Below are 21,390 nucleotides of genomic sequence, written 5' to 3'. Positions count from 1 at the left end.
AGATAGCCAAGCGCATGGGCGTCGCTAGAAACTACGCAAGTCAGTACAAACGCCGCCTCCTCGAAGACGGCGTTATCGGGGAGCGCGGACGTGGCCTCGTGGGCTTTGACATCCCCGCATTCAGGGAGTTCTTGAGCGAGAAGGCGTTTTAGCTCGCCGGAATTGCCCGCGAGAGCATCAACGCTTGGCAATCAGCAATCCTCTTGGTAAGGACAGCAAGCATTTCCGCTCGTGCCGATTGCCATGCGCTCTTCTTGTCCTTAGGCCAGCTTGCGAGCGAGCTCTTGCACCTCTTCCAACTTGGGCGAGGAGGCCATGCTGTCGCGCTCGGTCATACCGCTGATGGTGACAACGCCTTGGTCCTCCCACTTGCAGTATGCGCATGCGGACTTGTACATGGCGATCGCAGCATCATAGACGCCCTCGCTGTGGCTATCGAGCAAAAGGGCCGTCTTGGTGAACGGGAAGCCCGTAGCACCGAAGGCGTAAAGGCGGTCGATGGCGGCTTTCTCCTGCGCGGTAATATCAAACCAGTAGATCGGCGAAGCGAAGACGACCATGTCGGCGTCTTTCAACGACTCGATCACGCCGGCCATGTCGTCCTTCTGCACGCAGGCACCCTCATGGGCAAAGCAGTACTGGCATCCCAGGCAACCAGTGATCTTCTTGCTGGCAACGCGGACGACCTCGACCGTATGGCCGCCCTCACGCGCGGTCTCGGCAAACGCCTCGACCATAATGTCGGTATTGGCGCCCTTACGCGGGCTACCGCTCAATACAACGATATTCATAGGAATCTCCCTCCTTCATGCCGCAGGCGCGCGGCACGCTTTCTGTTTTAACCAAACCGGATGGAGCTATTCAGTTGTCTGCAGACCACATCTCTTGTTCGCACTCTCTAGACACAATTCCATTGGTTGATAACTCCCCGGCAACCTTAATTCTCTCTCCAAGAATCAAGCGGGCAGAATGTTGCTCGCAAAGTGTCGGCTGTGGGAAAATTAACTTGAGCTTTCTCCCTGCTCGCGTGAGCGTTCGCGTGTATGAACCTGGCCGAATCGGACAGGCGCAATATAGACCCACGGAAACCGGCCTACGAACAAGGAGCGCCTTATGTATGGACAGTGTGTTACACCTCAAACCCAGAACAAACGGACCAGCCTGTCTATCCGCAACGCCATGCGTCATACAGGTGTCAGAGTCGCTGCTTTCGGAGTATGCATTCTTATGGCGGGGCTGCTTTTGCTACCCGGCGCGGCACTGGCGGCCGAAATGCCCGAACCCGATACCGCAACGCCCATTACCTGCGACGAAACCAACACGAACGGCAACTTCACAGCTACCACCGTTGTCGACCATTACTACGACCTAGAGCTACCCCCTGCTTTCATGTTGATCCAGAACGAGGCGTTTGTTTACGACTTCCCCGACAAACCCGAGGATTTCTCCTACGGGCTTAACGACACCGTCCACCTCTTCAAGGTCGACACCGATACCGAAAGCCTTATAAAAACCGAGAACCCCAAAGAGGCAAGCGTCTCTATCGCCCTGACCATGATCGACAATCACGTAAGAGCAACCGTAGTCTTTACAGGCGGTTACGCCGACGACCAAATCCCTTACAGGCTGAATCTCGTCAGCTCAACCTGCCTTGGTACACACGTTGACCGCGATTACGACACCACGCAGGGAACTATGCGCGAGACACGACACGATTACTACATACGCTACGTCTTCGACAGCGATGTACATTTGATTGCAACCGACACGACCGATCCCGAGCCCAGCCCTGACGTCAAGCCGAACCCAGAGGTGAAACCGAATCCCGAGGTCAAACCCAATCCAGAAACCAAGCCCGAGCCCACGCCGCAGCCTAAAACAGAAAAGCCAGCCGCAGCCTCCTCCCCCGCCAAGACACCAGCGGTCGTTAAGCACACCGAGACCGTCCTGCCCGCAACAGGCGACAACGGCGCAACGGCAGTCGTCTTGAGCGCAGTTGGCGTAGCGATCGCAGCAGCCGGCATTTCCGCAACAAGGAGCCGCAACAGCTAGCTAAAATATGGCAAATCGACGCACGGAAAGAAACGTACCGATGCTGGTGGATTTCAACGAGGTCAAAGAGGCAACCATCCCGGGAGTGAACAACGAGACGGGCGAGATGAACGCCAGGTTGTAGATGGACTGGCAGGGCAAGATTATCCCGATGGCTATTCATTCAGGCGGCTCGATTGGTCCTCACACGCGCTCAGCGCACACTAGGGCCGCCGGCTCGGCACATGTCGAAAAAATGAGAGTGGATAATCCACGCTCATGCGTCCAGATTTCCACGCTCGTGCAGGCGTGTCGGAAATGCACGCTCCATCCTTGGTAGCAGGAAGCGCGCTTCGAACAGCGAAAGCTGAAGCGAAAGCTGAAGCGCAAGCAAAAGCATCGCGGGCATTAATCAATGCCGACATGAATCGGAGCCGGCCTCCACTCAAATTAGGTCGCCGTCGTCTTTCATAAACGACACCATGTTCAGATGCCTGACGCCGTCTCTCTCCTGCAGCAGGGGGTCAAGCGTGAAAAGGTAGCGCGGATATCCGTCCCTGATGTAGCCGAACGGCCTGTACTCCCGCTCCTCCACGTCCCTATCGGCGATCGTCATCGAGACCTGGATGTAGGCGTAGGCGTTGCGTCTACGCGCGATGAAGTCGCACTCCAGCTTCCCGATGCGGCCTACGGATAGCTTATATCCCCTCGAGCGGAGATAGATGTACAGGGCGTTTTCCAACGAGGGCCCGTAATTCAACCGGACATCGACGTTGCGCGCAAAATAGATACCCGGATCCGCGAGGTAGTACTTCTCCTCGCCGCGCAACGATTTGCGGGACTTAAGGTCGAACCTCTCGCATTTATAGAGCACCTTGGCATCGACGAGCATCTGGATATAGGAGGCGATTGTCCGCCGCTCGACGGCAATATGCTCTGTCTTGGTGAAGTAGCCGTGAAGGTTGGTGAGGATCGTCGGCGCACCGTAGTTGTTGATGACGTAGGTCATGACACGGTTGAACGTATCGATGTTCCGGATCTTGTTGCGAGACCTGATGTCCTTGTCGACGATCTGCCCTACGACATCCTCGATGTAGCGAGCCTTCGCCTCGGGGTCATCGTATTCCAGGGACCGGGGAAACCCTCCATACCGTAGATATTCGTCAAACTCGATCCGCGCGTCACCGACCTCCTTGCCCATGAACCTCTTCATATCGAGAAACTCGGAAAAGGACAGGGTGAACATCTCGAACTCCACGTATCGGCCCGTGAGCTTGGTCGTCAGCTCGCCAGACAGCAGATACGAGTTGGAGCCTGTGATGAAAATCGAGAAGCCGCCATCCGAGTTATAGGCGTTCACGACCTCCTCGTAGTCTCGGACGTTCTGCACCTCATCGATGAAGAGGTATTTGAAGTCGTTGTCAGCCAGAAGCGACTCGATTTTTTCCTCCAGCTGATCAGGCGTCTTAATTGAGCGGTTGCCGCGCTTGTCGAGGTCGAGGTAGATGATGTCCTTGTCTTCGACACCACGGTTTCTCAGTTCTTCGGCAATCGTCGACATGAGGCACGATTTGCCGCAGCGGCGGATACCCGTGATCACCTTGATCAGGTCATCGTCGTAGAACGGTCGAATCTTTTTCAAGTACTGTTCGCGATGATACAGTTTCATAGAAATCGCCTCCTCTGCTTAGCATATCAGAGAGGACGCTAATCGTCGGTTAAGGCACCTATTTTTTTCGATTTTGCAGAAATTGGTGTCTTAAACCTTATTTCAACTCTTCCATGCTCGCTTGATATCGCGTCATAGATGAAAACACAGTCCCCGTCGGGTAGTCGTGGGCGTGCGGATGTCCGCATCAGTAACCTGCCTCCTTGGTTGTCCCTTCTCTGCATGGACATCTACATAAAGGAGGAACCAACCATGCAGATCAGCGTGTCGTCCACCCTGACCGTATATCACGACGGCCAATTCTGGGTCGGGCTGACGGAGCACGTCGAGGACGGCGGGTATGACGCCGCCCGCATCGTCTTCGGCGCGGAGCCGTCCGATGAGGAGATCCTGCGATTCGTTACAAGCGAATGGGAGAAGCTCTCGTTCTTCGACGACGAGTCCACGGAAACAAGCAAGCCCGCGAAGAACCCCAAGCGACGCGCTCGCGAGGCGGCGAAAGCCCTTAATCGGCCCGCGATGAGCACAAAGGCGCAGCAGGCACTCGTGGCACAGAGAGAAGCGATGAAGCAGGAGTCAGCTCATGCAAGAAGCCGACGCCGCGCGGAAGAGGCTGATGCGCGCTTCGAGCAGAGAAAACTGAAGCACAAGCAGAAGCATCGCGGTCATTGATACCGCCATTTGCAGCAAGGCAAACCATATACAGCAGCGGCGTCAATTCCACTTGAAGCCGACGCCGCGTAGACGCTAATGGTGACGGCTATGCACGGGCACGGGCGCGCCACCGCACTTCACAGCTTGTTTCTCAAGTATCTGGGACGCACACGCGGCGTTCAAAAATGCTGAGCGACTCCGCATGGCTCGAGACTGAGCCGAGGTGCCCTACTTCTCGCCCTCCAGCAGCCCCACGATGCGGTCGATGTCGACGGCAAAGTGAGGCCTTCCCTCGCGCTCGTAGCGGTCGAGGTATGCCTGGCACTCGGAGACAATGCGCTTGGTGTTGCCGTCGATGATGCGCTGGAGCGTCTCGTAGTAGGCCGAGCCCTCGGTCCTGAAGCGGCGCTGGTAGGCCTTGGTTATGGGGAACATCTTGATGTAGTGGATGCCGTGGCGGCAGCCGGGGCGCGTCGTGGGGCGGGGTGGCAACGCAAAGTACTGGTCTTTGGGCACGTTAGGGGCGATGTTGGAACGCAGCGGCACGGCGAAGTCCCTGCGCTTTCCGTGGAAACGCAGCCTCACCACCACGATGCAGGGGCGGTCGCGCTTAAGCATGAGCTCGCGGTTGCCCTCGACGAGGTCGAAGAAGTCCTGGAGGTGGATACGATCTTCATCGGCTACGCCCCCTTCATACGAAGCGGGGCCCGCATCGCTGCGGGCCCCTACAGGTGGGCGATATTCTACGCCTTGCGGCGCCCCGTCGCCCACGGAGGTTAAACGTACACGTAAGCCGTACTCTGAAAGCCGCGGCTTCCGGCAAGTAGTTTATAACACGAAAGGTCGCTTTCAATGCGCATAGCTCGCAAAATAACACTCGCTGGGCCGTCACCCTGGCCGTTACCCTCCAATCTTCATTGGAGTCAGCAGGTCAATTCATATAGTCATGGGGGTTTATCCTAAAGGGAATCAAATTTATACCCCCATAACTAAGGATTTTTCTATTCCCACTCGATCGTCGCGGGCGGCTTGGACGTGATGTCGTAGCACACGCGGTTGGCGCCGGGGACCTCGGCCACGATACGGCCGGAAATGCGGGCCAGCACGTCGTAGGGCAGCTTGGCCCAGTCGGCGGTCATGGCATCGCTGGACTCGACGGCACGCAGGATGATCGGGCGCTGGTAGGTACGCTCGTCGCCCATGACGCCCACGGACTTAATGTCGGGCAGAACCGCGAAATACTGCCAGCAGCTATGCTCGGAGTTGCGCTCGCCGGTCTGCTCAAACAGACGCTGGTTGTAGGCGTCGAGCTCCTCGCGCACGATGGCGTCGGCGTTCTTGAGAATCTCGAGCTTCTCCTTGTCGACCGCACCGATGATGCGGATGGCCAGACCCGGGCCCGGGAAGGGCTGACGGAACACGATGTGAGCCGGCAGGCCCAGCGCCAGACCAAGCGCGCGGACCTCGTCCTTAAAGAAGTGATCGAGCGGCTCGATGAGGTCGAAGTGCACGCCATCGGGGAACGGGATCAGGTTGTGATGGCTCTTGATGGTGGCCGTCTTGCCGCCCGTCTTGCGAGCGCCGGACTCGATGATGTCGGGGTAGATAGTGCCCTGAGCCAGGTACTTGACCGGCTTGCCATCGGTCTCGAGCTGCTGCGCCACGGCGAAGAACTCTTTCCAGAACTGCGTACCGATGATGCGGCGCTTCTCCTCGGGCTCGGTCACGCCGGCCAGAAGCTCGGCATAGCGGTCCTCGGCGTGAACGTGGATGAAGTCGACGTCGAACTGCTTGGTGAAGACCTCCTCCACCTGCTCGGGCTCGCCCTTGCGCAGCAGGCCGTGGTTGATAAACACGCAGGTCATCTGCTTGCCCACGGCGCGAGCGCCCAGCGCAGCGACGACGGAGGAGTCGACGCCACCGGACAGGGCCAGAATCACGCGGTCGTCGCCGACCTTCTCGCGGAACTCGGCCGTCATGGTCTCGACCAGGTTGTCCATGCTCCAGTTGGGCTCCAGGCCGCAGATCTCAAACAGGAAATTGCTCAGCAGCTGCTGACCGTACTCGGAGTGCTTGACCTCGGGGTGGAACTGCGTGGTGAAAATCTTGCGCTCGGGGCACTCCATGGCGGCAACCGGGCACACGTCGGTGCTGGCGGTAACGGTAAAGCCCTCGGGCACCTCGGAAACGGCGTCGCGGTGGCTCATCCACACGGTCTGCTCCATAGGCGTAGAGTTAAAGAGCTTGGCGCCGGCCGTGCGCGTGATGGTGGCGCGGCCGTACTCGCCCACCTCGGAGTGGCCGACCTTGCCGCCGAGCGTCACGGCCGTGATCTGATGGCCGTAGCAAAAGCCCAGGACGGGAAGGCCCAGGTCAAAGATGGCGGGGTCGATGGACGGAGCGTCCTCGGCATACACAGAAGCCGGGCCGCCGGAAAGGATGAGCGCAGAGGCGTTCATCTCGCGAATCTCGTCGGCCGAGATGTCGCAGGGGACAATCTCGGAATACACGTTGAGGTCGCGGACGCGACGGGCAATGAGCTGACCGTACTGCGCACCAAAGTCGAGTACGAGGACCTTTGCGGAAGCCTTTTGATCCATGGTTCCCCCTCTTGTTGGCGGGGAGCCGGTGCCCACCCGCGCGAATAAACGAAAACAGCTTTCATAGTGTACACGTTATATGGGGTTTCTCGTCCCTCGCAGCCATCAGCGCACGGCAAACGCACGACCTGGGCCCTATTTGACGGCGATTGAAGTGTTACCAAACGTTACAGATGATGTAATACGTTTGAACATTGGACGCCCTGTGCCACAATACTGCCGAACGACTCCGCCTCTGCGGCGGCAAATACGATAGGAATACCAGCATGAAGCGCATCCTTCTCATCGCCACGGGCGGCACCATTGCATCGACCGAGGACGGCAACGGCCTCTCCCCCGCCCTGACCGGTGAGGAGCTCGCCCAGAGCGTCCCCGAGATCTCGGGCCTCTGCGAGCTCGACGTGGTGCAGCCCATGAACATCGACAGCACCAATATGCGCCCCAGTGACTGGATGCGTATCCGCGACGTCATCGTCGAGGGTTATGCCGACCACGACGGCTTCGTGATTCTGCACGGCACCGACACCATGAGCTACACCGCGGCGGCGCTTTCCTATCTGATTCAGGACAGCCCCAAGCCCATCGTGCTCACCGGCTCGCAAAAGCCCATGGGCAACCCCTTTACCGACGCCAAGCTCAACCTGTACCAGAGCCTGCTCTATGCACTCGACGAGCATTCGCACGATGTGTCGATTGTGTTTGGCGGCGTCGCCATTGCCGGTACGCGCGCCCGCAAGCAGCGCACCATGAGCTTCAACGCATTCATTAGCGTCAACTATCCGCCCATTGCCTACATCCGCAATGACCGTATCGTGCGCAACGGGCTCCACGGCACGCATCAGGACGAAAACCCGGTGCATTTCTACGACAGCATCGACCCGCGCGTATTTGTACTCAAGCTTACGCCCGGCGTAAACCCGGGCATCCTCGACGCCCTAGCCGATAGCTACGATGCTGTAATCCTTGAGACCTTTGGCATTGGCGGTATCCCCGAGTTTGGTGAGTCGGGCGAGTCGTTCCAGGAGGCGATTTTCCGCTGGGTCGATTCGGGTCGCACCGTCGTCATGACCACACAGGTCCCCGAAGAGGGCCTCGATCTGGGCGTTTATGAGGTCGGCCGCGCTTACGCCGATCATCCGGGCATCCTGCGCGGCGATGACATGACCACCGAGACGCTCGTGGCCAAGACCATGTGGGCACTCGGCCAGTCACGTGATGCGTCAGAAATTCAGCGCCTGTTCTACAGCCAAGTCAACCACGACCGTATCCCGATGGTGTAACCACCGGTCAATAGGCATCTTCTATTCAATGCCCTCGAGAAGCTCTGACACCGTCATGCCGAGTGTGGGCGCGATCTTAAATAGAACCCTGAGCGTGAAATTTGCCGTCCCATCTTCGATTCGGTCGAGGTAGGGTCGGCTGATTCCTGTTGCCACACAAAAATCAACCTTGGAGATACCAAGGTCTCTGCGTGTCTCTTCGACCCGCCTGCCAAGAATCTGTTTCGCACGTTCGTCCATGCAGCCGAGTTTGAAATGGAGCCGAACATAAACGTAAACTATAGTTTACGTTTTGCCGAATACACAGGAGTTTTCTATGTCGGGTTCTTCGGTCCGCATGTACCGAGCCACGCTTCGCACAAACAGCGCACCGCTCAAGCTCGTCGTCGTTGAGGCCGAATGCCTTTCGCCCGATGAGCGCACAGCATTTGCATTGCTATCAAGTCGCGTCGCCGCCGTTCTGGTCCCTTGCCCGGCGCAAGGTGAACTTGCTATCCAATGCCAGGCGCACAGCTGCTCGCTCAATCAGGCTGCCGTGATCGCAACCAGCCAACGCGGTCTGCCCCTTCTCCTGGAAGCCGGTATCGCACTTGCCCTTCGCGGCGCCGGATACGAAAACGAGGCCGCCGCCGACATGGTCTTTAAACCACGATCGAGCGGCGGCCTCGCAGCAGCCATTGAATATGCGTGCAGGCTCGTTGCCTAAAAGGACAAGCTAGAAACCAAAGCCAAAGCCCGTTCCGGTAATCGCCGAGTACATAAAGTAAACGTTGATCACGTTGAGGAACACACCCGTGATGCAGCCGTTGCGCAGGTAGCGCTCGCACACGATGCGCGCCATGGCGGCGGAGTCATCATTGTTTTTAGCCTGGCGTCCCGCCGTAAAATACGTCGCCACGCTCAGCAGTAGGTTGAGCACCGGCAGTGCCAGCAGCTCGTAGCTCTTACCCCAGCGCGTCACCTCGCCGGCGGCATTAAACTTCGTTGCCACCTCGGGACCAATGTTGGGGATAACACACGCTGCGACCACCAGCGGAATCACCGCAAGTACGAGCAGCGCAATACCCATGTAGCCAGCTTTTTTGCCATATTTAAACATATGCGTCGTCCTTACACGTTAAAGCGGAAGTGCACGACGTCGCCATCGGCCATGACATAGTCCTTGCCCTCAATACGCAGCTTGCCGGCAGCCTTGGCGCCCTGCTCGCCACCGAGCTCGATGTAGTCGTCGTAGCCAATGACCTCGGCCTTAATAAAGCCACGCTCAAAGTCGGTGTGGATGACACCGGCGGCCTGCGGGGCGGTCGCGCCCTGACGCACCGTCCAGGCCTTGACCTCCATCTCGCCAGCCGTAAAGAACGACTGCAGGCCGAGCAGCTTGTAGGCAGCCTGAGCGAGCACGTCCAGACCGGGCTGCTCCAGGCCCAGGCTCTCCAGGTAGTCGGCAGCGTCCTCGGGATCGAGCTCGGAAAGCTCGGCCTCGATCTTGGCGCAGATCGGCAGCGGCTTGACGCCATCGATGGGCGCCAGGTCCTCGTTGAGCATGTCCTCGTCTACGTTGGCCACATACAGGATGGGCTTCATGGTGAGCAGGAACAAGCCCTTGGCAGCGGCGCGCTCCTCGTCGGTCATCTCCATGGACGCGGCGCGCTTGCCCTCGTTGAGCCAGGCAAGCAGGCGCTTGGCGACCTCAAACTTGGGCATGAGCTCCTTGTCGCGCTTGGCCTCCTTCTCGAGCTTGGGCAGCTGCTTCTCGAGCGTGCCCATGTCGGCCAGGATGAGCTCGGTCATGATGGTGTCGGCATCGCCGGCGGGATCGACGAACTCGCCCGTGCGGCCCACCTCACGCATGACGTTGGGGTCCTTAAAGTAGCGCACGACCTCGCAGATGGCGTCGGTCTCGCGAATGTTGGCCAGGAACTGGTTGCCCAGGCCCTCGCCCTCGTTAGCGCCCTTCACCAGACCTGCGATGTCGACGAACTCGACCGTCGCCGGCACAATACGACCCGGGTTAACGATGTCGGCAAGCTTTTGCAAGCGGCTATCGGGCACGTCGACGATACCCACGTTGGGGTCGATCGTGGCAAACGGGTAGTTGGCGGCAAGGCCGGTCTTTTTGGTAAGCGCGGTGAACAGCGTCGACTTGCCCACGTTGGGCAGGCCCACGATACCGATGGAAAGGGACACGACAGCTCCTTTTGATACAGGTACTTCAAACTGCATAAGTATAGCGCCGCCGCAGCATCCGGGCGAATCCGGACACCGCGGCGGCGCAAATGAAGCAGAGATGGAGCTCGCTGACTAGTCCGCGAGCTTCTCCACCTGATCGAGCATCTTGTCGAGCTTGGCCTTTGCCTCGGCCTTGACCTTCTCGGCCTCCTCGTGGGCCTTGGCCTTCTGAGCGGCCTTTTCCTCGGCCTCGGGATCGACGACGACCAGGTTGGATGCATCATGCTCAACCAACTTAAGCGCATGCTCGGGACACACCTTGACGCAGGCCCCGCAACCTAGGCAATACGTGGACTCCAGTGCAAAGCGACCGCTTCCCACCAAATCGCAGGCAAACGTGGGGCACACGTTGACACACTCGCCACACGACGTGCACTTGTCAAAATCGCACTCCGGCGTGCTCACCTGCATGTTCTGGGCAAGCTCGGGATGGTTTTGCAGCGTCGAGAGTACCAGCTGGCGCCCGTGCGTAAGCGTACGGCGACGCTTGGTCGTCGTGGTGCCGCACATGGTGTTGAGCGTGCGCTCCAGCTGCGTAATCTGGTGACGGTGGGCCTTCAACTTCTGCGTCACCGAGGCCAGCGCCGCCGTCGCCGGGTTGAGCTTGGTCACGGTAAGGCCCGTGGTGCGGGCAATCTTTTCCATGTACTCCTTGCGCTCGTACTCGCGGCGCTTATGGCACTTGAGGCTCTTGGGATCGACCTCCAGACCCATACCCGTGCCCGCCCACTCCTCGGCGGTAGCAATGGCCTCGCCCAGGATGTCCTCGCCACCGGTGTTACGGCACTTATCGCACACGCCCAGCGGCAGGTACACGCTCACGTTGGGATAATCGGCCAGCACCGAGAACCAGGTCTCGGCCGTAATATCGCCCACGCAGGCAACGACGACCTCGTTTTCGCGCGGCATGCGCTTGAGGGCGCGTGTGCAGGTGACGTAGGCGGTCTCGTGGCTCGTAGCGGCGGAGACGATATCGTCATACAGGTTTTTAGGCGCCAGGCGCGGCGAGATGATCGCCTCGGTCGGACAGGCAGCGGCGCACAGGCCGCACTTGCGACAGGAGTCGAGGATCTCGATGGCGTCTTCCTCGACCTCGATAGCGTTGACCGGGCACACGTCCATGCATGCGGTACAGCCGCTCTTTTCGTTTTTGCAGGTCAGGCACGGAATGGTGTTGCCGCGCGGGCGCTCCTTGTAGTCGGCAGGATTCCACTGCGGCGCCGACGGATCGAGTGCATCGGTCACGCCGCCAAGCGGGTTTTTAAGAAAGTCGAAACCCTTGCTGATCTCGATAATGTCATCAAACAGATCGTGTTCCTGCGCCATGCGCGGCCCCTCCCTGAGCAGTGCAAACAAGCAAGAGATAATGATACGCTATCGGCCCACGCCTCGGGCAAATTACACGCGGCGCACCTTTGAGGCAAATAGCCTATGCCTATCGCCGCCTCGATTGCACAAGGTCGATCAAGCGCCTAGCTATGCCTCGCGCATGAGCTGCACGAGCTTTTGTCTGGTCACCTTGGCCTGTTCGTTAGCCATATTGCGTTCGTTTCTAAAGGCCGCATCTGCAACGCTCATCAGGTCGGCATCGGAAATCTCGTCAAGGCCCAGCTCCTCGAGCGTCGTCGGCAGACCGACGCGCTGGCAAAACTCGAGCACCTGATTAAGCTCGGGCGCACGCTCCAGGCGCAGCTGCACCACCAGGCCAAATGCCACGGCCTCACCATGCATGGCCTTGCACTCGGGCAGAATCGTCAGGCCGTTGGCGATGGCATGGGCAAGCGCTAGGCCACCGCTCTCAAAGCCAACACCCGAGAGCAGAATATTGCACTCGATCAGGCGCTCAACCGCCGGCGATATACGGCCCTTTTTGAGATCGCGCTTGGCAGCGACGCCGCACTCCATGAGTGTGTCATAGCAGGCCCGAGCCGCAACCAAGGCCAAGTGTCCCGGCGCGCCACCGTGCTCGTTGGCGCCGTGCGCCGCGGCGCACGAACGCGCCTCGAAGTACGTTGCCAGCGCGTCGCCCATACCAGCGACTGTCATGCGCAGCGGAGCTGCCGCGACCACGTTGGTATCGACCACAACCAGGTCTGGATTCTTCTCGAGCATCAGGTAGCGGTCGAACGACCCATCCTCGTGACACAGCACCGAAATCGCGCTGCACGGACCGTCCATCGACGCCGCCGTGGGACATACGCACAACGGCAACTCGGCATAAAACGCAACGGCCTTGGCGATATCGAGCATCTTGCCGCCGCCAATACCCACCACCATGTCGCAATACTCAGCCCGGGCTTCCTTAGCCATTTCGACAACGGCATCTTCCGTACACGGACCGTTGTAAATCTTAAAGAACGGCTCGCTTAGATCTTCATCCAGAAATCCATCGACGATCTGCCTGCACAGCCGATCCTCGGTGCCCTGGTCAAACAAGACATAGGCAGCGCAGCCCAACCATGACAAATACCTGCCCTGACGCGAGAGCTCACCCGGCCCCTGAACATACCGGCCGGGACCGCCATATACCATGGGAAGCGCCATACGAGAATCCGCCCTTTCATCAACAACAATTGGTGCAAAGTAACCTGATCCCTTTGCACCATAGCAAAAAGGGCAAAGCCATCTGCCGGCTTTGCCCCTTCCTTAGCTTGATTTACTCATCCATGAGATAGTAGTGGCCCAGCGCGTCGGCACCCAGGATGGCGTTTGCGACCATCTCGGGCGTCACCTCAAACGGCATGTTGCACATGGTGTCATCGGGCGCGCAGGCGGCCTCGGCAACAATCATGGCCTGCTCGCGCGTAAGCTCGGCAACGCCAAGTTCCTTCATCGTGACCGGCAGGCCCAGCTCAATGCAGAAGCCCAAGACTTCCTCGAGCTTCTCGGTCGGAGCATCCTCGAGTACCAGCTGGACGATGGTGCCAAAGGCGACCTTCTCGCCGTGATACATGCCGTGGCACTCGGGCAGCATCGTCAGGCCATTGTGGATGGCATGAGCAGCAGCAAGGCCCGAGCTCTCAAAGCCAATGCCGGAGAGCAGCGTGTTTGCCTCGATGATGTGCTCCACGGCAGGCGTCAGCGCACCTTTCTCCAACGCGACCTTGGCCTTCACGCCATCGGCCATAAGCGTCTCGTAGCAGAGCTTGGCAAGTGCCAGACCAGCCATACCGCCCTTGCCGCCGGCGCAAGTGCCACCGTCGGCATCGTGCGTCGCCTGGGCCTCAAAGTAGGTTGCGAGCGCATCGCCCATACCGGAAACCGTCAGGCGCACCGGGCTCGCCGCGATAACCGTCGTATCCATCAGGACAATGTTGGGGTTTGCCTTAAGGAAGAGGTACTTGTCGAACTGGCCGTCATCGGTATAGAGCACCGAAAGCGCCGAACACGGGGCGTCGGTCGAAGCAATGGTGGGACAAATGATAACCGGGGACTCCAGGTAATAGGCGACGGCCTTCGCGGTGTCGAGGATCTTGCCGCCACCGACGCCGACGATGATGTCGCAACCGTTGTCGCGAGCGAGCGCAACCAGGCGATCGACCTCGCCCTTGGAGCACTCGCCGTTAAAGTCCTCAAACAGCAGCTCGGCCTTAGCCTCGGCAAAGCCGCCCTCGATCTTGGCACCGACGCGCTTCTTGCCCGAAGGCGTCACGATGACGAGGGCCTTAGCGCCAAGCGGCTCGACATAGGAGCCGAGCTTGGCGAGCTCGTCCGGACCCTGGATGTACTTGCTGGGGCTATTGAAAATTGCAGCCATAACTATCCCATTCTCTAAAAGAAAAAAGAAAAGGGGCTCCGTACAGATACGTGCGGAGCCCCTCGTTACGATAACAAGAGTCGATTAGAAATCGATGTCGGTGTCGTAGTAGCAGGCCTTGAGAATCTTCTCGAAGTCGGCAGCCTTGGTCTCACGCGGGTTCTCGGGCGTGCAGGCGTCCTGCTCGGCGTTCGCGGCGATCTCGGGCAGCTTGGCGAGGAACTCCTCCTCGGAAACCATCTGCGGGTTCTCGGCGTCGACCTTCACGCCACCATTCGCGTAATCCTTGATGGACTGCGGAATGTTGAGCTGGTCGTTGAGGTCGCGGATCTTCTGGACGAGCGCAGCGATGAGCTCCTCGTTGGTCTCGCCGGGAAGGTGCAGGATCTCCTTGGCCACGTAAGCGTAACGCTCGGCAGCACGGGGATCCTTGGAGTTCCACTGGATGACCTTGCCCAGGTACATGGCGTTAGCAGCACCGTGGATGATGTGGCCGTTCTCAAAGGCTGCACCGGTCTTGTGAGCCATGGAGTGAACGATGCCCAGCAGGCCCGAGGAGAAGGCGATACCGGCGATGCACTGAGCCTCGTGCATGTGCTGACGGGCCTCATGGTCGCCAGCATAGGACTTGGGCAGCCACTCGACGATCTCGCGGATGCCGTGCAGGGCGTTGGCGTCGGTGAACATGGAAGCGCAGGTGGAAACGTAGGCCTCCATGCAGTGGGTCAGAGCGTCCATGCCGGTATGAGCGCACAGCTTGGCGGGCATGGTGTAGGTGAGCTCCGGGTCGACGATGGCGACATCAGGGGTGATGTTGAAGTCGGCCAGCGGGTACTTGATGCCCTTGGCGTAGTCGGTGATGACGGAGAAGGCAGTGACCTCGGTAGCGGTGCCGGAGGTAGAGGAGATGGCGCAGAAATGAGCCTTCTGACGCAGCTCGGGGAAGCTGAACGGCTGGATGATGTTATCGAAGGACTCCTCGGGATACTCGTAGAAGACCCACATGGCCTTAGCGGCATCGATGGGCGAGCCGCCGCCGATGGCGATAATCCAGTCGGGCTCGAACTCGCGCATGGCCTCGGCGCCCTTCATGACCGTCTCGATGGACGGGTCGGACTCGACGCCCTCGAACAGCTTGACCTCGAAACCGCCTTCCTTAAGGTCGTTCTCGACGTCCTGCAGGAACCCGCCGCGGCGCATAGAGCTGCCGCCAGAAACGATGATGGCCTTCTTGCCCTTGAGGTTCTTCACCTCGTGGCGAGCGCCCTCACCAAAGTACAGATCGCGAGGATTGGTAAAACGTCCCATACTGTGCCTCCTAAACAAGCCCCTCTTAGACTTGCGTATATAACGGAGCACCCGATTGGCTCCGTTAGGACCATTTTGTGCGTCGCCGGCGATAGCGACGCAATGTCTAAACGTCTCAACGCTCAGACAAACACTATTTTACCGTTCTGGTTGGTCAGTTATTCACCTAAAGCCAACAATGATGAAACGTTTTTTCTATCCCTGAAGACCCTTGTGGGGCATTCATACTCCCAAGCTGGGCAAACGTTTTATCAGGGTTGACTACATATCCCGGACAGGGCTGTGCCCCTCCAAAATGTGCCCCGTTCGCCGCCAAAAATCGACCGTTTACGGCACTGTGATACCACTCGGTCGTCCAAGGTGCCGACATTTGTGCGACATCCGTCTTCGTGGTGCAAAGGTGCAAGTCCAAGTGCGGCACCCCCGGTGTGCCACATGCGGGTAAACTAGAACCTTATATAAAGATATTTGAACCCTAACTGCAGCAAAGGAGGCCCCATGGCATTCGATCCCATTCAAGAGGATTGCCATCGCCTCGTTCTTGAGGCCTTGCGCCGCGACAATATCCCGCTCACTGACGGCCCCGCCGTCGAGCGTCTAATGGAGCAATTCACCCGCAACCCCGCGCCGCTCATCGTGCACGATCGCGACCGCGCCGGGCACCTCATTGCCAAGGTGGTCGAGGCTGTCGACTACCGCATCCCCTTTATCCCCGACGACGCCCAGGCAGAGCAAGAAGAAGCCGCAGCCGAGAACATGCTCCGCGAGGCAGCCGCGCTCGATCCGGCCAACTGGGATGCCCAGCGCATGCTGACGGCGCTCACCGCCGAATCCAACGAGGAATACGTACAGTATCTGGTGTCCAAGTGCGACGAGGTGGAGCACGATCTGGCGCTCAAGATTGCCTCGGCGCAGGACCCCTACGAGCGTGAGGCCGCAGGCGACCTGACCCGCCGTCCCTACCTGCGCTGGCTTGCCGCCTTGGCATCGCGCGCGCTCATTAGCGGCCGCTACCGCATGTCGCTGGATGCCGCGAATCGCAGCCTGGACTTTGCGCCCAACGACCCCGCCGGCGTCCGCCATACCGCGATGCTTGCCATGGCAAAGCTCGAATACCCTGCCGAGGAGCTCAAGCGTTTTCGTTCCGCCCACTCCGTGCCCTATCTTGCAAACACGCCGCCGCGCCGCCGTCCCAAGGACGCAGAGCGCGACCTGGACCCGTGGACGCTCATCGCACTGATGAGCGCAGCCTGGCGCGAGCTGGACTACGAAGGCGCCGAGCACTACTTGCGCATCCTTGCACGCTCGTGCCCGCACGCAGCCGAGGCGCTCTACTTCCAAACCGAGTTTCCCGATGGCGTCTATGCCCGCGTCAACGTAGGTCCGGGCTCCACCGATGAGCTTGTCCTTGCTCTGTCCGAGGCGACGCCGGTGCTACAGGAGGGCCTAGGCGCGCCCGACAACGCCAGCTTTGCCGCCTGGGTCGCCACCAACGAAATCGTGCGCTCCCAAATCGACGAACGAATCCTGCGCGCGGCCGAACAGGGATTGCCGTTTAAGGGAGGAGACCTCTAATGGATCCGAGCGTCTACATCCCCGCCTACCTGGAGCGCGCCTACGTTGCGTCGCACCCCGAACTCACCGATGCAGCACGCGAGCTTGTCCATAACGACATCAGCGCAAACCCCCACAAGTATGCGCAGACCGAGCATGCCCAAGCGCTGCTGTCCTATGCCGGCGTTCATCGTCATTTGCTTGACGAGCTTCGCCGCATCGAGGACATGGGCAGCGACGAGGAGTTTGAGCAGACGCGCAACCGTCTGTTCGACGATATGCGCGATGAGCTGCTCAAGATCGTCCGCGTCGATGCACTTGCCGTCGATGCGCAGCTGCTCGCCATCATCCTGGCGGACACGCCCGTTGATGCCTGCCTGGGCGACTTGATGAAGCTCGAGACGAGTACGGCCGACTACCTGCAACAAAGCGTGCCCGGGTTCGACATGGAGGCCCCGCACTACTGGGCCAATAATGTTTTGGCCGACGATGTCACCGCAGCAGACCTTACCGTGAGCGAGCCGGCGCTTATTGGCTGGCTTCACACGCTCGAGGCCATCTCGCAGCTGTGCATGGCGAGCGCTCGTTACCATGCTGCTGCCAACTACGCCCGCCGCGTCCTTAAGGCAGAAGGTTATCCCACCCGAGCTGCCGGCACCGTGTTGCTCGCCCTCGCCCGCTTGGAAGACCAGGACGGCTTTTTTGCCCTGGCTCACCAGCTCGAGGAGCAGGTGGGGGCCGATACCCTCGAGAACTCCCCCTGGTACCTGCTCGCCCGCACGATTCTGCTGTTCAAAACAAACAAGATGCGTCCGGCGACGCGCGCGCTGCGTGAGTTCGCTAACCGTTGCGAGGGCGGCGCGTTCTTCTTGCTGAACCCCATGTACCAGACGCCGTACCTTCCCTGCCGACCCGAGCCACGCGACCCCTGGGACCTCTCGCACCAGGCGGTTTGGGAAGCCGACGGCATTATCTCGGACACCCCCGACTTTGCCCCCTGGGCCAACGCCTGCGAAGACGTATCGCAGCTTGCCCAGGAATTTGCACGCCGCTACGGCTTTTAGCGACGCGATCGCCCCGACCATGTCATCTATGTTAGGAACGGCTTCATGAACCTCCGCTCATCTCTCGCCTGCACCTCGAGCGATATCGCCCGCTGGGGGCTGCGCTCTGTCCTCAAACGCCAGGGTGGCGTGCTTCCCGGCCGTATCGCCATGAAGATCGACCCAGAGCTGCTAAGCGACCTCGCAAGCCTAGTCGACCGCAGCGTGGTGATCACCGGCACCAACGGCAAGACCACGACCTCCAACCTCATCGCCGACGCAGTTGCTGCCAGCGGCGCTACCGTGGTGTGCAACCGTGCCGGCAACAATATGGAGCCTGGTGTGGTGGGTGCTCTGCTCGAGGCCCGCGGCGGCCTTAAGCACACCAGCAGCGGCAAGCGCGTGGGCGTTTTTGAGTGCGACGAGCTCTACACCGTACGCGTTCTGCCCAAACTCAAGCCGACGTACTTTGTGCTGCTCAACCTGTTCCGCGACCAGCTGGACCGTTACGGCGAGATCGACCACACCCAGGACGTCATCGCCCACGCGCTGGAGCTTTCGCCGGCAACGACGCTCATCTATAACGCCGATGATCCGCTGTGCGCCTCGATCGCCGCGCGCGTTCCCAATGCAAGCATCGCCTTTGGCATCGACGGTGCCACGGGCACCGAGTCCGACCGCATTAGCGACTCGCGTTTTTGCTCACAGTGCAACGCACCGTTGGAGTACGACTATGTGCAGTACGGACAGCTTGGCGCATACCATTGCCCCTCGTGCGGCTGGACCCGCCCTGGGCTTGTCCGTCGCGTGACGAGCGTGGAGCTCGGCTGCGACGGCTACGGCTTTGACCTGGTCTTTGGATCTACGCCCGACGCGGCTGCCGTGCACATCGCCACACGCTACAACGGCCTGTATATGGTCTACAACGTAGCCGCAGCCTTCTTCGCCGCCCACGAGCTGGGCGTAGACACCGCACGCCTGCAGCCCACGCTCGACGCCTACGTGCCAGCAGGTGGTCGCATGGGCCGTTGGAATATCGCCGGCCGAACCGTCGAGGCAAACCTGGCCAAAAATCCCGTGGGCTTCGATCGACAAATCCAGTCCATCAAGACGGCAGGCGGCAGACTCTGCGCGTTCTTCCTCAACGACAACGACGCCGACGGCCACGATGTCTCGTGGATCTACGACGTCGACTTTGAGCGCATCGCCGATACAACGGGGCTTGTCGCCTTTGCCGGCGGCACGCGCGCGCACGACATGCAGGTGCGCCTCAAGTACGCCGGCATCGATGCCGCGATTATCTCGAATATCGAGCAGGCGATCGGTGCCGTTGCGGATGAAGCCGCCGGCGACACTTTCTATGCCGTCGCCAACTACACGGCCTTTCCGCCGCTGGTCAAGGAGCTCGACGAGCTTAAAGGCACCGATGCGGCTACGGTTGCCGCCCACGCTGCAACGTGCGCCGATGGCAGTGCCGTCCCCGTCGGCGTCGCGCCGACCGAGCTTTCGCGCCCCCTGCGCATCGTCTATCTGTACCCCGATGCCCTCAACCTCTACGGCGACGGCGGCAATGTCATCGCCCTCGAGCGCCGCTGCGCCTGGCGCGGCATCCCCGTTCGCGTGGACGAGGTCCGCATGGGCGAGGCGCTCGATCTCACCGACGCCGATATCGTCATGATGGGCGGCGGCTCCGATCGCGACCAGCTGGCCGTGGCGCACGAGCTGCTCGCTCAAAAAGACAAGGTTGCGGCCTATGTTGAGGACGGCGGCTCGTTGCTTGCTATCTGCGGCAGCTATCAGCTGCTCGGCCGTTCGTACTACATGGGTGAAGATCGCATCGAGGGCTTGGGCGTCATTGCCGCCGAAACTGTACGCGGCTCCGACCGACTGATCGGCAACGTCGCCGTCAAGACCGACCTGGCACCCGAGCCCTTTGTAGGATTCGAGAACCACGGCGGCCGCACTCTGCTCGACGCAGATGCCACGCCACTCGGAACGTCCGTCGTCACGGGCACCGGCAACAACGGCGAAGACGGCTTTGAGGGCCTGATCTACAAGGGCGTCATCGGCACGTACCTGCACGGACCGGCGCTACCCAAGAATCCCGAACTCGCCGACTGGCTCATTACCCACGCCCTCGAGCGCCGCGGCGATGCGCAGGCCACAGCCCTGCTGCCGCTCAAGTCCCTCGACGACACCTACGAGCACGCCGCCCACGACGCCGCCATGAAGCTCCTCCCCTAACGCCCCGCCACCACAAAGGGGACAGGCACCTTTGTGGTGGTTTTGCCCCGTCCCAGCGGTTTGTCTCAATCTGTAACATCTAGACCGTTGAAAGTCGTCTTACTGTTACAGATTGAGATATTCGTCCCGACGCCCGCCGTCTGTCTCGATCTGTAACAGATAAATCCGATTTGCCCGCCCAGATGTTACAGATTGAGATATTTGAAAACCGGAATAGAAACCTACCTCTGTGTGGTGGTTTTTCAATCTGCCAACGATATGTGAACGGATAGAAAAGTCTGCTATACTCTTTCCCGCTGTCCCCATCGTCTAGCGGCCAAGGACGCCACCCTTTCAAGGTGGATATCGCGGGTTCGAATCCCGCTGGGGGCACCATTTGAAATCTGAAGCCCGTTGCCAATTCGGTGACGGGCTTTTTTCTTCCCCAACGCCGGGATTCGAACCCGACAGGGTGCGGAGCTGAGGAAACGCGAAGCGTTTTCCAGCGCAGCACGCAAGGAGCGAAGCGACGCAGCGAAGGCGGGCGGCGCCAGCCGCACGCGGACATCCCGCTGGGGGCACCACAGAGTCTGAGAAGCCCGTTTCTAATTCGGTAGTGGGCTTTTTGCTGCCGATATGCCGGGATTCGAACCCCGAGGGCATTAAATCACACTGTCATCCAAGGGCCCGTGTGCAAAAAATAGCAAATATGAGTACTGTTACCAATTTAGTAACAGCGATTTCATGCCATCAGAAGGCGATTTAGACGCCAGGGGTCCTACGGCGGAAGACTTGCAAGCGTTTATCAGCTAAGTACTTGGACATATGTTGCGTAACACTGCATATTTTGCAAAAAGATAATGCTACAGGACTTGTGACAGTACTCATATTTGACGTTTTTTGCCCACGACCCCTTATTACGTGGGCGAATCAGTTGCAAAACGGACTCCTAAGCGTCCTTCGCAATCAAAACCACCCCTAAAAGGGGTGGTTTGCTCTTAGGGTATAACCCTTGGATTTCCGGCACGCGTCTAAAGGCGCC

Annotated in this window: 19 protein-coding genes and 1 tRNA gene; 9 read left to right on the top strand and 11 right to left on the bottom strand. The window is 59.6% G+C overall.

Annotated elements, in window-relative coordinates; translation table 11 throughout:
* Positions 1 to 14: 14 nt before the first annotated feature.
* On the top strand, positions 15 to 152 hold the full coding sequence (locus I2H19_RS03985) for a hypothetical protein (RefSeq protein WP_195621415.1): 138 nt from the start codon (positions 15 to 17) through the stop codon (positions 150 to 152).
* A gap of 108 nt (positions 153 to 260) precedes the next feature.
* Here the strand turns inward: I2H19_RS03985 and I2H19_RS03980 are convergent, their stop codons facing one another.
* Positions 261 to 791 (bottom strand): flavodoxin family protein, encoded by a 531-nt coding sequence (locus tag I2H19_RS03980; RefSeq protein ID WP_195621412.1) that lies wholly within the window; start codon positions 789 to 791, stop codon positions 261 to 263.
* Between the two features lie 322 nt (positions 792 to 1,113).
* On the opposite strand from I2H19_RS03980, the gene I2H19_RS03975 reads away from it, so the two are divergent.
* A complete protein-coding gene (locus I2H19_RS03975) occupies positions 1,114 to 2,052 on the top strand; it encodes an LPXTG cell wall anchor domain-containing protein (RefSeq protein ID WP_229089773.1) in 939 nt (312 codons plus the stop codon).
* Positions 2,053 to 2,476: 424 nt separating this feature from the next.
* Here the strand turns inward: I2H19_RS03975 and I2H19_RS03970 are convergent, their stop codons facing one another.
* Complete coding sequence (locus I2H19_RS03970; RefSeq protein ID WP_195621410.1) at positions 2,477 to 3,700, bottom strand: ATP-binding protein; 1,224 nt, start codon at positions 3,698 to 3,700, stop codon at positions 2,477 to 2,479.
* A gap of 252 nt (positions 3,701 to 3,952) precedes the next feature.
* On the opposite strand from I2H19_RS03970, the gene I2H19_RS03965 reads away from it, so the two are divergent.
* Positions 3,953 to 4,372, top strand: coding sequence for a YjdF family protein (locus tag I2H19_RS03965; RefSeq protein WP_195621409.1), 420 nt, complete (start codon positions 3,953 to 3,955; stop codon positions 4,370 to 4,372).
* A 210-nt stretch (positions 4,373 to 4,582) separates the two neighbouring features.
* On the opposite strand, the gene I2H19_RS03960 is transcribed toward I2H19_RS03965, so the two are convergent.
* Positions 4,583 to 5,125 (bottom strand): hypothetical protein, encoded by a 543-nt coding sequence (locus I2H19_RS03960; protein ID WP_195621407.1) that lies wholly within the window; start codon positions 5,123 to 5,125, stop codon positions 4,583 to 4,585.
* 230 nt (positions 5,126 to 5,355) lie between these two features.
* Positions 5,356 to 6,954: a glutamine-hydrolyzing GMP synthase gene (gene guaA / locus I2H19_RS03955; protein ID WP_195621405.1), complete on the bottom strand. Its 1,599-nt coding sequence runs from the start codon at positions 6,952 to 6,954 to the stop codon at positions 5,356 to 5,358.
* Between the two features lie 266 nt (positions 6,955 to 7,220).
* Here guaA and I2H19_RS03950 point away from each other — a divergent pair, with 266 nt between their 5' ends.
* The gene (locus I2H19_RS03950; protein WP_195621403.1) at positions 7,221 to 8,234 is read left to right on the top strand and encodes an asparaginase; all 1,014 of its coding nucleotides are present in this window, start codon (positions 7,221 to 7,223) and stop codon (positions 8,232 to 8,234) included.
* Between the two features lie 21 nt (positions 8,235 to 8,255).
* On the opposite strand, the gene I2H19_RS10100 is transcribed toward I2H19_RS03950, so the two are convergent.
* Entirely contained in the window at positions 8,256 to 8,474 is a 219-nt protein-coding gene (locus tag I2H19_RS10100) for a helix-turn-helix domain-containing protein (RefSeq protein WP_195621401.1), read from the bottom strand.
* A gap of 76 nt (positions 8,475 to 8,550) precedes the next feature.
* Between I2H19_RS10100 and I2H19_RS03940 the strand changes: the two genes are divergently transcribed.
* Positions 8,551 to 8,940 carry a hypothetical protein gene (locus I2H19_RS03940; protein ID WP_195621399.1) on the top strand — a complete coding sequence of 130 codons (390 nt, stop codon included), beginning with the start codon at positions 8,551 to 8,553 and terminating at the stop codon, positions 8,938 to 8,940.
* Between the two features lie 9 nt (positions 8,941 to 8,949).
* Here I2H19_RS03940 and I2H19_RS03935 read toward each other — a convergent pair whose 3' ends face one another.
* The 6 genes from I2H19_RS03935 to I2H19_RS03910 all read right to left on the bottom strand — a co-directional run bounded on the left by I2H19_RS03935 (position 8,950) and on the right by I2H19_RS03910 (position 15,528).
* Complete coding sequence (locus I2H19_RS03935; protein ID WP_089572786.1) at positions 8,950 to 9,333, bottom strand: DUF1648 domain-containing protein; 384 nt, start codon at positions 9,331 to 9,333, stop codon at positions 8,950 to 8,952.
* 11 nt (positions 9,334 to 9,344) lie between these two features.
* Positions 9,345 to 10,421, bottom strand: coding sequence for a redox-regulated ATPase YchF (ychF, locus tag I2H19_RS03930; protein WP_055309950.1), 1,077 nt, complete (start codon positions 10,419 to 10,421; stop codon positions 9,345 to 9,347).
* A 114-nt stretch (positions 10,422 to 10,535) separates the two neighbouring features.
* Positions 10,536 to 11,789, bottom strand: a complete 1,254-nt coding sequence (locus I2H19_RS03925) for a 4Fe-4S binding protein (protein WP_195621397.1) — start codon at positions 11,787 to 11,789, stop codon at positions 10,536 to 10,538.
* 150 nt (positions 11,790 to 11,939) lie between these two features.
* The gene (locus I2H19_RS03920) at positions 11,940 to 13,007 is read right to left on the bottom strand and encodes a glycerol dehydrogenase (RefSeq protein WP_195621395.1); all 1,068 of its coding nucleotides are present in this window, start codon (positions 13,005 to 13,007) and stop codon (positions 11,940 to 11,942) included.
* Between the two features lie 112 nt (positions 13,008 to 13,119).
* Positions 13,120 to 14,220 (bottom strand): glycerol dehydrogenase, encoded by a 1,101-nt coding sequence (locus I2H19_RS03915; protein ID WP_117563611.1) that lies wholly within the window; start codon positions 14,218 to 14,220, stop codon positions 13,120 to 13,122.
* Positions 14,221 to 14,304: 84 nt separating this feature from the next.
* A complete protein-coding gene (locus tag I2H19_RS03910) occupies positions 14,305 to 15,528 on the bottom strand; it encodes an iron-containing alcohol dehydrogenase (RefSeq protein ID WP_006234677.1) in 1,224 nt (407 codons plus the stop codon).
* A gap of 498 nt (positions 15,529 to 16,026) precedes the next feature.
* Here I2H19_RS03910 and I2H19_RS03905 point away from each other — a divergent pair, with 498 nt between their 5' ends.
* The 4 genes from I2H19_RS03905 to I2H19_RS03885 all read left to right on the top strand — a co-directional run bounded on the left by I2H19_RS03905 (position 16,027) and on the right by I2H19_RS03885 (position 20,744).
* Positions 16,027 to 17,103, top strand: coding sequence for a hypothetical protein (locus tag I2H19_RS03905; protein ID WP_195621392.1), 1,077 nt, complete (start codon positions 16,027 to 16,029; stop codon positions 17,101 to 17,103).
* Positions 17,103 to 18,146 carry a hypothetical protein gene (locus tag I2H19_RS03900; RefSeq protein WP_195621390.1) on the top strand — a complete coding sequence of 348 codons (1,044 nt, stop codon included), beginning with the start codon at positions 17,103 to 17,105 and terminating at the stop codon, positions 18,144 to 18,146. The genes I2H19_RS03905 and I2H19_RS03900 overlap by 1 nt, the downstream gene beginning before the upstream one ends.
* 45 nt (positions 18,147 to 18,191) lie before the next feature.
* Entirely contained in the window at positions 18,192 to 20,369 is a 2,178-nt protein-coding gene (locus tag I2H19_RS09920) for a MurT ligase domain-containing protein (RefSeq protein ID WP_229089771.1), read from the top strand.
* A gap of 298 nt (positions 20,370 to 20,667) precedes the next feature.
* Positions 20,668 to 20,744, top strand: a tRNA-Glu gene (locus I2H19_RS03885).
* Positions 20,745 to 21,390: the final 646 nt, after the last annotated feature.

Source organism: Collinsella aerofaciens, from assembly GCF_015560135.1.
Classification (GTDB): domain Bacteria; phylum Actinomycetota; class Coriobacteriia; order Coriobacteriales; family Coriobacteriaceae; genus Collinsella; species Collinsella aerofaciens_AN.
This window is presented reverse-complemented; position numbering and strand designations above follow the sequence as displayed.